At 61.5% G+C, this 14806-nt stretch carries 14 protein-coding genes; 11 read left to right on the top strand and 3 right to left on the bottom strand.

Annotation, left to right across the window (positions count from 1 at the left end):
* Both ACGYLC_RS12570 and ACGYLC_RS12565 read left to right on the top strand, forming a co-directional pair.
* A partial coding sequence (locus ACGYLC_RS12570; protein ID WP_394423197.1) for a tyrosine-type recombinase/integrase occupies window positions 1-248 on the top strand: 248 nt, incomplete at its 5' end.
* 219 nt (window positions 249-467) lie between these two features.
* A complete protein-coding gene (locus ACGYLC_RS12565; RefSeq protein WP_174859271.1) occupies window positions 468-935 on the top strand; it encodes an SRPBCC family protein in 468 nt (155 codons plus the stop codon).
* A gap of 209 nt (window positions 936-1144) precedes the next feature.
* On the opposite strand, the gene ACGYLC_RS12560 is transcribed toward ACGYLC_RS12565, so the two are convergent.
* The gene (locus ACGYLC_RS12560; RefSeq protein ID WP_317939036.1) at window positions 1145-1864 is read right to left on the bottom strand and encodes a putative quinol monooxygenase; all 720 of its coding nucleotides are present in this window, start codon (window positions 1862-1864) and stop codon (window positions 1145-1147) included.
* A gap of 103 nt (window positions 1865-1967) precedes the next feature.
* On the opposite strand from ACGYLC_RS12560, the gene ACGYLC_RS12555 reads away from it, so the two are divergent.
* Entirely contained in the window at window positions 1968-2897 is a 930-nt protein-coding gene (locus tag ACGYLC_RS12555; protein WP_348312001.1) for a LysR family transcriptional regulator, read from the top strand.
* A gap of 252 nt (window positions 2898-3149) precedes the next feature.
* Here ACGYLC_RS12555 and ACGYLC_RS12550 read toward each other — a convergent pair whose 3' ends face one another.
* Window positions 3150-3353 carry a hypothetical protein gene (locus tag ACGYLC_RS12550; protein WP_394423196.1) on the bottom strand — a complete coding sequence of 68 codons (204 nt, stop codon included), beginning with the start codon at window positions 3351-3353 and terminating at the stop codon, window positions 3150-3152.
* A gap of 228 nt (window positions 3354-3581) precedes the next feature.
* On the opposite strand from ACGYLC_RS12550, the gene ACGYLC_RS12545 reads away from it, so the two are divergent.
* The 8 genes from ACGYLC_RS12545 to ACGYLC_RS12510 all read left to right on the top strand — a co-directional run bounded on the left by ACGYLC_RS12545 (window position 3582) and on the right by ACGYLC_RS12510 (window position 12751).
* Window positions 3582-4436 carry an AraC family transcriptional regulator gene (locus ACGYLC_RS12545; RefSeq protein WP_276155416.1) on the top strand — a complete coding sequence of 285 codons (855 nt, stop codon included), beginning with the start codon at window positions 3582-3584 and terminating at the stop codon, window positions 4434-4436.
* A gap of 115 nt (window positions 4437-4551) precedes the next feature.
* Window positions 4552-7536 carry a molybdopterin cofactor-binding domain-containing protein gene (locus ACGYLC_RS12540; RefSeq protein WP_394423195.1) on the top strand — a complete coding sequence of 995 codons (2985 nt, stop codon included), beginning with the start codon at window positions 4552-4554 and terminating at the stop codon, window positions 7534-7536.
* Window positions 7533-8360 carry an FAD binding domain-containing protein gene (locus ACGYLC_RS12535; RefSeq protein ID WP_394423194.1) on the top strand — a complete coding sequence of 276 codons (828 nt, stop codon included), beginning with the start codon at window positions 7533-7535 and terminating at the stop codon, window positions 8358-8360. Before ACGYLC_RS12540 ends, ACGYLC_RS12535 begins: the two co-directional genes overlap by 4 nt.
* The gene (locus ACGYLC_RS12530; protein WP_394423193.1) at window positions 8348-8854 is read left to right on the top strand and encodes a (2Fe-2S)-binding protein; all 507 of its coding nucleotides are present in this window, start codon (window positions 8348-8350) and stop codon (window positions 8852-8854) included. Before ACGYLC_RS12535 ends, ACGYLC_RS12530 begins: the two co-directional genes overlap by 13 nt.
* On the top strand, window positions 8847-10376 hold the full coding sequence (locus ACGYLC_RS12525) for an AMP-binding protein (RefSeq protein WP_394423192.1): 1530 nt from the start codon (window positions 8847-8849) through the stop codon (window positions 10374-10376). Before ACGYLC_RS12530 ends, ACGYLC_RS12525 begins: the two co-directional genes overlap by 8 nt.
* 35 nt (window positions 10377-10411) lie before the next feature.
* Window positions 10412-11218, top strand: a complete 807-nt coding sequence (locus tag ACGYLC_RS12520) for an enoyl-CoA hydratase/isomerase family protein (RefSeq protein ID WP_394423191.1) — start codon at window positions 10412-10414, stop codon at window positions 11216-11218.
* 37 nt (window positions 11219-11255) lie between these two features.
* Complete coding sequence (locus ACGYLC_RS12515) at window positions 11256-12515, top strand: benzoate/H(+) symporter BenE family transporter (protein WP_394423190.1); 1260 nt, start codon at window positions 11256-11258, stop codon at window positions 12513-12515.
* A gap of 14 nt (window positions 12516-12529) precedes the next feature.
* Window positions 12530-12751: a hypothetical protein gene (locus tag ACGYLC_RS12510; RefSeq protein ID WP_394423189.1), complete on the top strand. Its 222-nt coding sequence runs from the start codon at window positions 12530-12532 to the stop codon at window positions 12749-12751.
* Window positions 12752-13104: 353 nt separating this feature from the next.
* On the opposite strand, the gene ACGYLC_RS12505 is transcribed toward ACGYLC_RS12510, so the two are convergent.
* The gene (locus tag ACGYLC_RS12505; protein WP_394423188.1) at window positions 13105-14640 is read right to left on the bottom strand and encodes an IS3 family transposase; all 1536 of its coding nucleotides are present in this window, start codon (window positions 14638-14640) and stop codon (window positions 13105-13107) included.
* Between the last annotated feature and the right edge of the window lie 166 nt (window positions 14641-14806).

Genomic DNA, 14806 nt, shown 5'->3' with positions numbered 1-14806 from the left:
GGCTTCACATCTCTACCCGCCAGTACGCGCGCATTGTGCGTGACTGGGTGACATCCATTGGTCTGGAGGCAAGCGCCGATGGCACGCACTCGATGCGGCGAACGAAAGTCACGCAGATTTACAAGAAAACAGGCAACCTAAGGGCGGTCCAACTGCTGTTGGGTCACACCAAGATGGACAGCACTGTCAGGTACCTCGGCGTCGAGCTTGAAGATGCGCTGGTGATCGCCGAAGCTATCGAAATCTAAACCGCTGGGCCGTCGCCACAGACGGCCCAAAGGAGACATTGACCGACGGTCGCAGTGCCGCAATGCAGCTTCCCCAAAGCGGACGTTGTCGGCGGAGTGCAGCATTTTGGTATGGTCAATGACCGCAATGCGGGGCTTTGCTGACCTTCGCTGCGGTTGCGCAGATGTCCGGTTTAGGTCAATCAACCAGGGATAGCTTTTTGAACCACAGGAGCGACTGTGAAGACCGTCATCCTCGAACACGAATACGCCTCACCGGCGAAGGAGGTCTGGGCGCTGGCAACTGACCTCGATGCACTCAGGGAAATCATGGATGGGGTTGTCAGCTTCGAAGGGTTGCCGAGCGGTCGCGTATACCAAGGCCAGAGAATTACCGTGCAGGTGTCGCTGTTCGGGAAGTTACCGCCTCAACCGTATTTCATGGAAGTCCTGGAGTGCGACGACGAAGCAATGATTTTGCGGTCTTCTGAAAAGGGCGCAGGCGTCAAATCGTGGCATCACACTCTGACCGTGGAACCGCAGCAGTCAGGGTCCAGGCTGCGCGACGTCATTGAAATCGACGCGGGCTGGATGTCATGGGCCTTCGCGCTCTGGGCACGGTTTCTGTATCGCAAGCGGCATGAACCGCGCGTTCAAATTCTTGCGGACATGCGGGCGAAACGGTCTGAGACTGACGCCGTGAAGTGAACCAAGATGCACTGCGGCCTTTCGCGCAGTGAACTGCAAAACGGGCTCGTCCCTGCCATCAGCTGCATCGAGCACTGAGGCCTGCTTGGCGGGACAGAGCGCCAGTTCGCTGCGCTTGCTCGAACGGCCGCTATGGGGTGAATCTAAATTCAAACAGCAAAGCGCCCGATGGGTTGCACCGGGCACTTCTTTCTCAATTCACCTCGAGACTACTTAGTAGCGAGGATGTCGAAATTGTGGACGTTTGCCAACACACCATCGTCCCATCCGCCAGAGACCAATTCTGGAGCCTTTTCATTCAGGAGTCCGGCTACTTGTCCGGCAAAGTGCGCTTCGCGGCCAGAGTTGTCGGCAAAGATGTCGAAGATGGCAAAGTTGTTCTCGTCAATCTGCAGCGCCGCCCAGAACAATGTCTTGGGTTCGGTATCTGCGACGATGGGGCCGGCGGCGGTCAGCAAGGCTGCCAATTCGGGGCCTTTACCTGGAGTAGCTTCGAGCTTGATGTAAGTTGCGGTCGTTGCCGTGTAGAGATCAACCGGCGCCTTTACCGACAGGACATCGGAGTTGTTGATATTCGCGACAACACCGTCGTCCCATCCTCCGTCGACCAGCGCGTCCGCGTTTTGGTTCAAAGCCGCAGCAACCGCTCCAGAGAAATGAGCGTCGCGTGCTTCTCCATCTGCGAAGATGTCAAAGATTGCGAGCGTATCGTCGGCTTGCAGAGCAAACCAAAGTACGGTGCCCGGCTCTGTTTCTCGCACGATAGGTGCGGCACCAGCCAGAAACTCCGCGAAGGCTCCAGTCTGGCCTTCGGCGGCGGGCATGGCGATGTAACTGGCAGTATGATTTTCCATTGGGTTGTCCTGTGCAGTTGCAGAAGTTGTGATCAGAGCCACTGCAGCGAATGTCTGAAGGACTTGCGTCTTCATGGTCGTCTCCTAGTTTGAAGTGCATCGTGGTTGGTTTCGATGCACTCTTGTCCCATGCCGGATGCGTCGGACTCCAATTCCGAAATTCTATTCTTTGATAGACATGGGCTATCGTAGTTGGTTTGATGGCCTGAACCGGGATGTGACGGAGAATGCGGCGATGGAAATGAACCAGATCAGGTATTTTCTCGCTGTCTGCGAGCACCGAAACTTTACCCACGCAGCCAGTGCCGCCAATGTCTCCCAACCTTCCTTGACGACTGCGATCAAGAAACTTGAAGACGAGCTTGGAGGCGACCTGTTTGTCAGGGACCGTGCGGGATGCAGGCTTACCACCCTCGGAAAACTCATGCAGCCAAGGTTGCGGAAGGTTCACGATGAGACGCGACTGGCTAAGGCAGAAGCGATCCGTCATATGCGCTTGGAGCGGGTTCCAATCTCTGTCGGTGTCGGTGAAACGATTGGCCACCACAGGATTTCGGCAGCTATGGAGCGTACTCGTACGCGATTGCCGCAAGCCGAAATCGAATTGATCGTTGCGTCATCCTCCGAGCTTCTTGCCGGATTACGGGATGGTGAGTTTGACGTTGTCGTCAGCGCAGAGAAGGTCGGTGAAGACCTATATCGCATAGACCGTCTCTATGAAGAGGACTACAAGGTCGTGGTGTCAAAGTCGCACCCGTTGTCTGAACTAAATACGATTTCCCTGTCGACTCTTGCGAAAACTGACATGCTTGACCGACTAAATTGCGAAATGCGGGATGCTTTGTTTGGGACCTGCGCGGATCAGGGTCACGAACTCTACGCGGCCTATCGGTCAAATCGCGTGGATTGGCTGGTTGAGCTTGCTCGGCAAGGGTTAGGTGCGGTGATCCTGCCAGCCACCGCTATTCCTTCGGACATTGGCCTGGTGTCGAAACCCATCGATGGCCTTGAAATATCAAGAACTGTTGTGGCTCTTCGATATCGGCACCAAACGACGAGACCAGAGACAAATGATCTGATCCGTGAGATGACGCGCACGCCGGCGTAGTGAGGTCGGTAACCGACATTCGCCCATCGTGCAGCATTCGTCACTATGGGCTCGTTCCAGCCGTTCGCTGCGGTAGCCTGCCTAAATGCTGCCCAAGTTACAGGCCAAGATCTCCTACGCGGACGTTCCTGCCGTTCGCCGCATATGCTCGGTTCCCGTCGCTTCCGCGAAGCTAATCGGTAAGCAGGGCGGATAGCGGACTTTCGCTGCGCCTTGCCTGAACGGCAGTTATTCGGGCGCCCTTGCTACCCATTATGGCTTGGCCAACCCGTCGTTAAGCACGTCGAGCAGCGGGCAATCAGGGGTGTCGGACCCGGTGCAATGTGCGATGGTCTGTGCGAGAACGGACTCGATTGCCTGAAGGTCGCGGATCTTGATGCGGACCACATCGAGATGATGACGCCCCATGCGACTAAAAGGAAATTGCTTCTGTGTCGCCGAAGGGGTTTTGCGCATAGTGAAGTGCATTCGCGCTAAGTGGAGCGATTTCCGCACCAACGAAATAGATATATTAAGCCGACCAGATTGCGACCACATTGATCAGGCGTCGTATCCGCCAACCGCGAAACGCGTTCAGTTACAGCCTGATCAAGTGCCGTCGGCGATGTTCTGAAACGCTTGACCGTCACGAGACCTGCAGGCGAGCGAGATTGACAGGTTCGCGAAAATTGGTAACGATTCCTGATGTCGTCTGCTCTGAGGATCGCTATCGGGACGTTCGGGCGGGTCGCTCTGCTTGATATGGACCGGCCCCTTGTCAAGCATGCCCATGCACAATGCCACGTGCTGCTGAAGGTCGAGGGTGCCGATACCGAGTTTGACGTTGGCGGTCGGCGCGTGGCGCTGACCGACGAAAGCGCCGTGCTCATCAACGCTTGGGAGCACCACAGCTACGTGCACCGCGCAGGCCAGCCGCCGACGATCATCCTCGCGCTTTACATTGAACCGATCTGGCTACGTGCGTTTCGCGACAATTGGGAAGCGAGTGCGGGACCGGGTTTTTTCCCCCATCCGGGCGGCGCCATCACCCCGCAGATCCGCCGTCAGGTCGGCGAGACCGCCGAGGCGATGGTGCAGGACCCAGGCGACGCCGCAACACATGAGCGGCTGATCGGGCGGCTGATGGTTTCGATCATCGAGCGGCTGGCGCTTTGGCGCGAGGTGCAGCCGTCGCTTCGGGCGCGGGCCACAGCAATGCGGGCGCCCGACCGGCGGATCGCGCGGGCCCAGGCCTTGATGCGAGCGGACCCGGCTCGCATCCCTTCGATGGAGTGGTTGGCACGCGAAAGCGGCGTGTCCCGCGCGCATTTCTTCCGGTTGTTTGAGGCCGAGACCGGCATTTCTCCGCGTGTCTATCTGAACACCCAGCGGGTCGAGCGCGCGGTGCAGGCAGTCGCCAACGACACCCGCAGCTTCACCGACATCTCTGCCGATTTGGGCTTCTCAGTGCCGGCGCATTTCTCGCGCTTCTTCCATGACCATGCTGGCTCCTCGCCGAGCACCTTCCGCGATGTCTCGGCGCTTCGCGACAGCGGCTGACCCCGGTTTTTGAGACTCCTCGGTAAGGTCCGAGACCTGGCGGGATCGCGGGGCCTGCGGATGCGCGCCTAACGTCACTTCCCAAGGGCTTGCCCATGCCAAGCCGGGAGGAGACATGAAAGATACCGTTACAGAGCCACTCGTCGGCCGCTCGGTCGCACGCGTCGAGGATCCGGCACTCCTGTCGGGGCACGGGCGTTACATCGATGATCTGCCGGTGGCACCCGGAACGCTGGCTTTGGCCTTCGTGCGGTCGCCGCACGCACACGCCGACATCCGGTCGATCGACACCGCCGAGGCGGCCCGCGCGCCCGGCGTCGTCGCCGTCATCACCGGACAGGACGTCGCCGCGCGCACCCGGTCGATGACCGTGGGCGTGAAGGCCGATGTCGAATGCTGGCCGATGGCGGTGGATCGCGTGCGCTATGTCGGCGAACCGCTGGTCATGGTCGTGGCAACCGACCGCTACCTGGCTGAGGATGCCGCAGATCTGGTCGCGGTTGACTATGGCCCGCTCGGCTCAGTGGTCGATCCCGTCGCGGCGCTCTCGGACGATGCGCCGGTGCTTCATCCCAGCCTCGGCGGAAACCTCATTAACGAAAGGCGCTTCCGCTACGGCGATCCCGAAGCGGCGTTCGAGGCCGCCCCGCACCGCATCGGCGTCGACGTCACCTATCCGCGCAGCGCCTGCACCCCCATCGAAACCTACGGCGTGATCGCCAACTACGAGCCGGGCGAGGATGCCTATGACGTCACAGCGAACTTTCAGGGTCCTTTCTCGATCCACGCGGTGGTTGCCCGGTCACTGAACGTGCCGGGCAACCGGCTGCGGCTGCGCACACCGCCCGATTCCGGTGGCTCTTTCGGGATCAAGCAGGGCGTCTTTCCCTACATGATCCTCGCGGGCATCGCCGCGCGCATCGCGGGCGCGCCGGTCAAGTGGATCGAGGACCGGCTGGAGCATCTGTCGGCCAGCGTTTCTGCGACCAATCGGCAAACCCGGATTGAAGCGGCGGTTGAGGCGGATGGTCGGATCACCGCACTCGACTGGGATCAGATCGAGGATTGCGGTGCCCATCTGCGCGCGCCGGAGCCCGCCACTCTCTACCGGATGCACGGCAACATGACCGGTGCCTACGACATCCAGAATCTGGCGATCCGCAATCGTGTCGTGCTGACGAACAAGACGCCAACGGGCCTTAACCGCGGCTTTGGCGGCCCGCAGATTTATTTCGCACTGGAGCGACTGATGGATGCCATCGCGCGGCAGCTTGGGCTGGACCGGCTGGAGGTCATCCGCCGCAACCTCATCCCTGCCGGGGCGTTTCCCTACCGCACGGCAAGCGGTGCGCTTTACGACTCGGGCAATTACGCCGCGGCGCTGGACCGCGCGGTCGCCGAAGGCGGTCTTGCCGAGCTTTACGCCCGCCGCGACAGGGCCCGCGCCGAAGGCCGACGCTATGGCATCGGCTTTGCCTGCGTTGTTGAGCCTTCAGTATCGAATATGGGCTACATCACCACCGTCCTGACCCCTGAAGAGCGTGCCAAGGCAGGGCCCAAGAACGGCGCGCAGGCAACCGCAACCATCGCAATCGACCCGCTCGGCTCGGTTACGGTCAAGGTCGCCTCGGTCCCGCAGGGTCAAGGCCACCGGACCGTGCTGGCGCAGGTCGTGGCCGACAAGTTCGGCCTGCCGATGGAGGCGGTGCGGGTTCTGGCTGATGTGGACACGATGCGCGATGCCTGGTCCATCGCCTCGGGCAACTACGCCTCGCGCTTTGCCCCGGCGGTCGCTGGTGCGACCGAGATCGCTGCAACGCGGCTGCGCGACAAGCTGGCCAAGGTCGCGGCCACGCAGCTGAACATTGCGCTCAAGGACGTGTCCTTCGAGGCGGGCCGCATACGCGCCAGGGACAATCCTGACAACGGCCTGTCCTTCGCGCGGGTCGCCGCCACGGCGCACTGGTCGCCGGGCACCGTGCCGGACGGCGTGGATCAAACCCTGCGCGAGACGGTCTATTGGAGCCCACCCGAACTGGAGGCTCCGACAGCCGAGGACAGGATCAATTCTTCGCTCTGTCACGGGTTCATCTTCGATTTCTGTGGGGTCGAAATCGACCCCGAGACAGCCGAACCCAAGATCGACCGATATGTGACCATGCACGATTGCGGGCGCATCCTGCATCCCGCGATGGTGGAAGGACAGGTGCGCGGGGGCTTTGCCCAGGCGGTGGGCGCGGCGTTCCTTGAGGAATATGCCTACGGTCCGGACGGTTCATTCCAGTCCGGCACGCTGGCCGATTATCTCTTGCCCACGGTGATTGAGGTGCCCGAACCGGTCATCCTGCATCACGAGACGCCGTCGCCCTTCACACCGCTCGGTGCCAAGGGTGTGGGCGAAGGCAACTGTATGTCAACACCCGTCTGCATCGCCAATGCCGTGGCCGACGCGCTGGCCCCCGAAGGCGATGCACCAGACATCGTCCTCCCGGTGACCGCGGCCAAGCTCGCGCCGCATATCTTCGGCGATGAGCCCGCCCCGAAAGACCCGGTGCCCGAGACGAAGGCCGAGGCCACGGTGGGTGGGCGCAAGCTCACGGGCGAAGGCCGCGCCTTGGTGCAGGCCAGCCGCACCGATGTCTGGCAGATGCTGCTCGATCCCGCGACGCTCGATGCAATTATTCCCGGCTCGCACGGCGTGCAGAAGGTCGGCGAGACACGCTTCAAGGCGGATGTGACGCTGGGCGTCGGGCCAGTCCGGGGCCGCTACAAGGCCGATATTGAATTGTCGGACCTCGACCCGCCCAACGCCGTGACGCTGTCGGGCCAAGCTGTTGGCGCGCTTGGCACCGGTGGCGGACACGGCCGCATCACACTGACCGACACCGACGACGGCACCGAGATCGCCTACCGCTACGAGGCCGAGATCGGCGGCAAGGTCGCCTCGGTCGGCGGGCGGCTTCTGGACGGCGCAGCCAAGGTCGTGATCGGCGAGTTCTTCCGCGCGCTGGCCCGCCATTGCGGCGGCGGCGCGCGCGGCGGGCCTTTGGCGCGGCTCATGGGCCTTTTCCACCGCATCACGAAAGGAAGCCGGTCATGAAGCCCGCCCCATTCGACTATGTCGCCGCCACGGAGATGGGCGAAGCGCTGGAAGCACTGCATCAAGGTGGCACCGAGGCACGGGTCATCGCGGGCGGCCAGTCGCTGATGCCGATGCTGAACATGCGCCTCGCGCGCCCCGCCACACTCGTTGACATCACTCGCATCCCGGCACTGTCTCGGATCGAGGCCAAGGGCGATAACGTCACCATCGGGGCCGCCGTGCGCCAGAGCACGCTTGAACGCTGGCCGGATCTGGCGGACCGCTTGCCGCTGGTGCGCGCCGCGCTGCCATGGGTCGGACACACGCAACTGCGCAATCGCGGCACGGTTTGCGGTTCTGTCGCCCATGCCGATCCCAGCGCTGAGCTGCCGCTTTGCCTAATTGCCCTCGGCGGCACCGTGACCCTGCGCCGCCGCCGCAAGACGCGTGCCGTCGCAGCGCGCGATTTCTTCCAGGGCATGATGTCCACCGACCTAACCCCCGGCGAGATGATCGCCTCGGTCACTTTCCCGGGCCGCCAGACAGGCACCGGATATGCCTTCCGCGAAGTGGCCCGCCGCCATGGTGATTTCGCCATCGTCGCCTGCGCCGCCATCGCCCGACCCGATGGCACCGCCACGCTGAGCGTGGGCGGCGTCGCTGACACGCCCCGCACGCTCGATCTGACCGCAGAGGCGCAAGGACTCGATGACCGGTTGAATGAGTTCGCCTGGCATTTGCAGGCCCGCGACGACCTGCATGCGACCGCCCGCTACCGTCGCGATCTGGTCCGGCAGCTCGGCCGCGCAACCTTGAAGGAGGCACTGTCATGCCGCGACTAACCCAAGACGAGACGCACCCGGTGCGCTTCACTCTGAACGGACGTTCCGTTTCGGCGCGTGTGTCGCCACGCACATTGCTGACGGATGTCCTCCGCCAAGAGATCGGCGCGACCGGCACCCATGTGGGCTGCGAGCACGGCGTCTGCGGTGCGTGCACGGTCCAAATCGACGGGGAGCCCGCGCGCGCCTGTTTGATGCTCGCTCAGCAGGCCGAGGGCTGTGAGCTCCGCACAGTGGAGGGGCTTGCGACTGAAGATGCGCTGAGCTCCCTGCAAGAAGCCTTTCGCGAACATTTTGCGCTGCAATGTGGCTTCTGCACCGCGGGCATCCTGATGACGCTCGACGCGCTGTTTTCGCGCCAACCGGACGCGGATGAAGACGCGATCCGCGAGGCGCTCTCGGGGCATCTGTGCCGCTGCACGGGTTACGCGCCCATCGTTCAGGCGGCGCTGGCCGCCCGCAACCGCATCAAGGGAGGACCAATCGATGCTTGACCTCGGAACCAGCTTTCTCGCGTCCGTGGAACGCGACCCCGACGCGATGGCCATTGCCGAAGGGGACCAGACAATCACTTATGCCGACTGGTATCGCCGGATCAGCGCGTTGGTGGACGGGCTTGGCCAGATCGGCCTGCGCAAGGGCGATACACTCGTAACGGCAATGCAGAACCGGTGGGAGAATGCGTCGCTGCATTGGGCCTGCCAACTTGCCGGGATCGTCATAACGCCCGTGAACTGGCGCGTCACCGCCGATGAGCTGGACCACGCTCTGCGCGACAGCGCGACCCGCGTGCTGGTGCATGATGATGCCGCGTCCGATGCAGTAGCCGGATCGGTGCTGGCGCACGGCCTGACAGTCATACCGCTGGGCGGCGATCAGGGCCTCGCGGCGCTGCTGGCGGGGCACGCGCCCGACGCCGTGCCACAAGCTGGGCCCGAGGATCTGTCGGTCATGCTCTATACCTCCGGCACGACCTCGAAGCCAAAGGGCGTGCCGCGTCGCCACCGTGCCGAGCGCGCCGCCGCCATCGCCCATGTAGCTCAGAACATGTATCATCACGGCGAGCGGACGCTGGGCGTCATGCCGCTTTATCACACCATGGGCATCCGGTCGCTTCTGTCGGCCAGCGTGATCGGCGGTGCCTTCATCTGTCTGCCGCGCTTTGACGTGCCGGGCGCGCTGAACGCCATCGAGACGCATCGGGTCACCAACCTCTATCTGGTGCCGACGCTCTATCACGACATTGTCCACCACACCGCATTCACGCCGGACCGTGTTGCAAGCGTGCGCAAGCTGGGCTTTGCAGGCGCGTCGATGACCGATGGCCTGTTGCAGAAACTGGCGAAGGTCTTTCAGCCCGATCTCTTCGTGAACCACTACGGCTCGTCCGAGATCTACACCTTCTCCATCTGCCAGGACGCCGTGGCCAAGCCCGGATCGGCAGGCCGCGCGGCGATCAACCAGCGTTTGCGCGTGGTGCCGCTCGGCGCAGAAGATGTCAGCGAGACCTGCGCGCCGGGAGAGGAAGGTGAAATCGTTGCCTGCATGCAAGGCGACGAGGCCTTCGAGGGTTACTGGAACCGCCCCGAGGCGGACCGCAAGGCGATCCGCGACGGCTGGTATTTCACCGGCGACTGCGGCCATTTCGACGACGACGGTGATCTATTCGTCACGGGCCGCGCCGACGACATGATCATCACTGGAGGCGAGAACGTCTCACCCGTCGAGGTGGAAAGCTGCCTCTCGCTGCACCCCGCTGTGGCCGAAGTTGCGGTGGTCGGCCTGCCGGATGCGCGCTGGGGCAAGGTCGTGGCCGCCTTCGTCAAGCGCGCCGGCGATGTTACCGAAGGCGATCTCGACGCCCATTGTCGCAACTCGGACCTGTCCAATTTCCGCCGTCCGCGCCGCTACGTTTTCGTTCGCGAAATCCCGAAATCCCCGGTCGGAAAGCTCCTCCGCCGTCTGCTCGTCGCAGGCGAATACGAGGCCGAGCCGACCGAGACCACACCCGCATGAATCCAAGGAAAGAAACTGACATGAAAGACGCTCACATGACCGAAACCCTTACCTTCACCGATCCGCGCCTCGCTGAGCTCGACGGCTTTCACGTGCAGCTCGATGCGAGCAATGAACGCGCCAACATCATCCTCGCGCGACCGCCCTACAACGTCATCTCGATGGGCGCACGCGATCAGCTGCGCCTTGTCTTCGAGGCTCTCGATGCCGATGATCGCGTGCGCATCATCGTGATCTCGGGCGAAGGCGAGCATTTCTCGTCGGGTGGCAATATCAAAGGCTTCCTTGAGGCAAGCCCCGAGCACGTCTCGCATCTGGCTTGGAACATTGCCGCGCCTGCGCGCTGCACCAAGCCGGTGATCGCGGCCAATCGTGGCTACACGTTCGGCGTCGGCTTCGAGCTGTCGCTGGCCTGCGATTTCCGAATCGTGTCCGAGACCTGTCGCTACGCGCTGCCCGAACAGAAGCTGGGTCAGATCCCCGGCTCGGGCGGTTCTGCCCGGCTGCAGAAAATCGTCGGCGTCACCCGCACCAAGGACATCGTCATGCGATCCAAGCGCATCCCGGGTCAACAAGCACTCGATTGGGGTATCGCCACCGAATGCGTGCCCGACGGCGATCTCGAACAGGCGGTGACCGACCTGGTCACCGAGCTGCGCGAATTTTCACCGATGGCGCAGCGCACCGCGAAGAAGCTGCTGAACGACACCGACGATGCGCTTCTCAGCACCGCGATCGAGATGGAGGGGCTGAACTACAGTCGCCTGCGCCAATCTGAGGATTTCCGCGAGGGCGTCGAGGCCTTTCACGCCAAGCGCAAGCCCGTGTTCACCGGCCGCTGAAACGGCCAAGCAACCACATTAAAGGGAGGAGACAAAAGTGGAACAGACAGGACAATCGAACTGGATCGAGAGGGGTCCGGGCTTCCGCGCTGGCCTATCGGGCCTACGCGAGGCGCTGGGCATCAAGACAGCGAGCGCGGGACTGGTCGCGGCAATCTTCGGATGCTCGGGCCCGGCGCTGATCGTGATCGGGGCGGCCAATAATGGCGGGCTGACCGAGGGACAGACAGTAGCCTGGCTGTTGGCGATCTATGGCCTTGGCGGGCTAATCAGCCTGATCATGGCGCTTTACTACAAGCTGCCGGTAACCGGGGCCTATTCGATCCCGGGCGCAGCGCTGGTCGCGGGCGCGCTTGGCACGTTTCCCTTCGAACAGGCGGTCGGAGCGTTTCTGATGGCGGGCGCTATGGTGTTCGTTCTCGGCATCACCGGGCTCATCGGCAAGGTGATGCGCTGGCTGCCGATGCCCATCGTGATGGCGATGATCGCAGGCGCACTCATCCGTTTCGGTATTGGAGCGGTCACCTCGATCGAAAAGCTGCCCATCGTGGTCGGGGCCGCGACCATCGCCTTCTTTCTGTCGATGCGGTTCCTGCGCGCAGTGCCGCCAGTGTTGACTGCACTTGTCGTCGGCCTCGTGGCCGTGACCCTGACGGGAGGCTTTCAGGGCGGCGAGGCGGCGATCAGCTTTGTCGCACCGGAGTTTACCACGCCCGTGTTCACCGTCGACGCCTTCCTGGCCATTGCCGTGCCGTTGGCCGTGCTGGTCATCGGCGCCGAGAATGCTCAAGCTATCGGGGTCCTCTACGCCGAGGGTTACCGCCCGCCGATCAACGCGATGACCGTTATCTCGGGCATCGGCGGCATGCTGGCGGGACTGATCGGCGGCCATAACGCCAATATTGCAGGGCCCATGACGGCGATCTGTTCGTCCGATCAGGCCGGCGAGAACCCCGAGGGGCGCTATGCGGCCACGGTCCTGAACGGCGTGCTGTTCGCGGCCTTCGGGGTCTTCGCCGGGGTCGCGGTGCCGTTGATCATGGCGCTGCCCGGACCGCTGATCGGGGCCGTGGCGGGGCTGGCGATGATTACCGTCCTTCTCAGCGCGTTCCAGTCCGCCTTCGACCGCAAGGCGGGCCACCAGATCGGTGCCTTTGTCGCGCTGATCGTAGCGATGTCGAACGTGTCGTTCCTCAGCATCAGTGCGCCCTTCTGGGCCCTGGTCGCAGGTGCCGCGGTGTCGATGCTGAACGAACGGGTGGTCATATCCAAGCCTGTGGCCACTCCGGCGTCCTGAAGAGCGGTGCTATCTTGAACGAGCGATCCAAATGGGGGGTGCCAGCGCCCCCCACAACTGCTTTATTGGCCGCCGCCGCGATCCTGTCGAACTGGCGGCAAGAAGATAGATATTTGATTTCGTTCAGTGCGCTGGCGTTCCGACAACATGGCGCGGCGAAGTGCGTGGCCTTGCCGCCGTTCGTAGTCTTCCGTTTCCTGAACATGATGCCGAACCAATTCGAATTGGGCGGCTGAGGGTTGTTCGCTAAATTGGTCCAAGAGTGTCGAGGCACTTTGCCGTCACTCTTTCCGAGTTCCAAGGCTGGGTTGCAACTCTCCCAGGGTATCTTGATGTTTCTTTGCACGGAAAAAGAACGACCGCTTTCCACCCTCCGTTCCTGACGACTTTCGCATTTGCAGCGCAAATCGAGCACTCGAGCCGAACGGAAGGAAAGTCCGCACTGCTGACTTCTACCAAACGAGAATGCTGCATGATGAGTGAATGGCCGGTCTCGGGAAGCCGCAGTGCGGCATCGAAACCGGGTCTGAATGTCGGCTTTGGGCCGAAATTGATCAATAGGGGGTGCGGACAAAAACTTGGACTGTTTTTAAGGCATAAGGCCGAGGCTTTTACGGTACTCAATTGGGCTTCTGCCACCAAGGGACATCTTGATGCGTGTTTCGTTATACCAACGGATGTAGGCGTCAACCTCGTCAATAAACTGGGCCACGGTGAAGGCTCGCCAATCGCGAGGATAGAAGAACTCAGTCTTCAGGCGTCCGAAGAAGCCTTCACATGCGGCATTGTCCTGCGAACTCGCCTTTCGTGACATCGAACGAACGAGCTTTGCTGCATCGATACGTTCCAGCCAGCCAGGCCAGCGATAGTGGCCTCCGCGATCGCTGTGGACGATGGGCCGCACTTCGCTGTCAGCGATGGTCTCTACCGCTGCATCAAGCATTGAGTTTACGAGATCGGCATCCGGTCTGGTCCCTATGGTCCAACTTAAGACGAGGCCGTCGAAGCAATCGATGATTGGGGAAAGATAGACTTTTCCCGCTCGGATGTGGAACTCGGTGATATCGGTCAGCCACTTCTCGTTTGGCGCTGCCGCCTGGAATTTTCGGTTGATGATATTCTCCGGCGCAGGACTAATCTCACCCAGATATGAGCTGTAACGTCGGCGCTTCGGCTTAGGGACGATCAAAGCTTCCTGCTTCATCAGGCGCCGCACCACTTTTTCGGAGATCGAGGTGGAGTCCCGCGTCATATATGCTTTGAGGCGACGGTAGCCGTAACAGCGATGGTTGCTTTCGAAAGCCTCCTTCATGGCCTGTCGAATGGGAAGATACTTATCTCCCTGTTTCATGCGAGCGCGGTGGTAAAAGTACGAGCTGCGCGCGAGACCCAGCCGAGCCAACAGCGCTGGTGTCTTATACCGTTTTTTTAGGGCGACGATCAGCATGGTTTTTTCCCGATTGCTCAGGCTCTGCAGATCGCCGCCGAGTTCTTTTTTTATCATTTCACTCGCAGTCTTGAGCAGATCATGCTCAATCTGGAGCTCGCGAATGTCACGCTGCAGGGTTTCACGCTGACGCTCCAACTCCTCAAGCTCTGGGGGAAGGGCGCTCTTCTTGCGTTTCATCATGGCAGGAGCCTCCGGGCCAAGGATCTGTGTTTTCCAAGCATAGAGCGTCGGCCGACTAACTCCGAACTTTTCAGCCAGGGACTGGGCACTTTCTTGACGGCTATATAGCCCCGCCACAGCAGCCTGCTTCACGGCGTCAGAGTGGTTGCCAGGGCCATATGCCGTGTTGGAGGCCGGCTTCATGTCAGGAAAGGCCTCGCGCACCCACGCCGTCATTGTGGTTCGGCATGGATAGCCTAAAGCACGCAGCGTCCATGAGATACAGCGGCCATGGGTTGCATAATGTTCTAACGCCATCTCCTTTTGCGCCAGCGAGAATTTAGGCGGGCGTGGCGCCGATCGTATCGGCAAGTCCTGCAGACGTTGGTATTCTCGATACCACCCTTTAAGGGCGTTCTTCGTTGGATACCCCAACTCACGGATGGTGGCCTGAGCGCGCTTGCCGAGCTTGATATAAAGCTTAACCGCGCGCAGTCGTTCTTCGTAGCTGTACATGAACTATCTCCAAGATAGTCCAACTTTTCGTCCGCACCCCCATATGTTGGCTGTGCCACCATCTAGTGGTTTGGCAAATACCTGTGTCTTCTGAACAATCCGTACCCACCTGAGATAGAGGCCGCTTGCAAAGACCATGTGTTGAGGCGTCACTGCAGCCAAGGTT

Origin of the sequence: Sulfitobacter sp. 1A12157 (assembly GCF_043557345.1) — a bacterium.
GTDB lineage: Bacteria > Pseudomonadota > Alphaproteobacteria > Rhodobacterales > Rhodobacteraceae > Sulfitobacter.
Note: the sequence above shows the minus strand (reverse complement) of the source record. Positions and strands in the feature narration are given on the sequence as shown.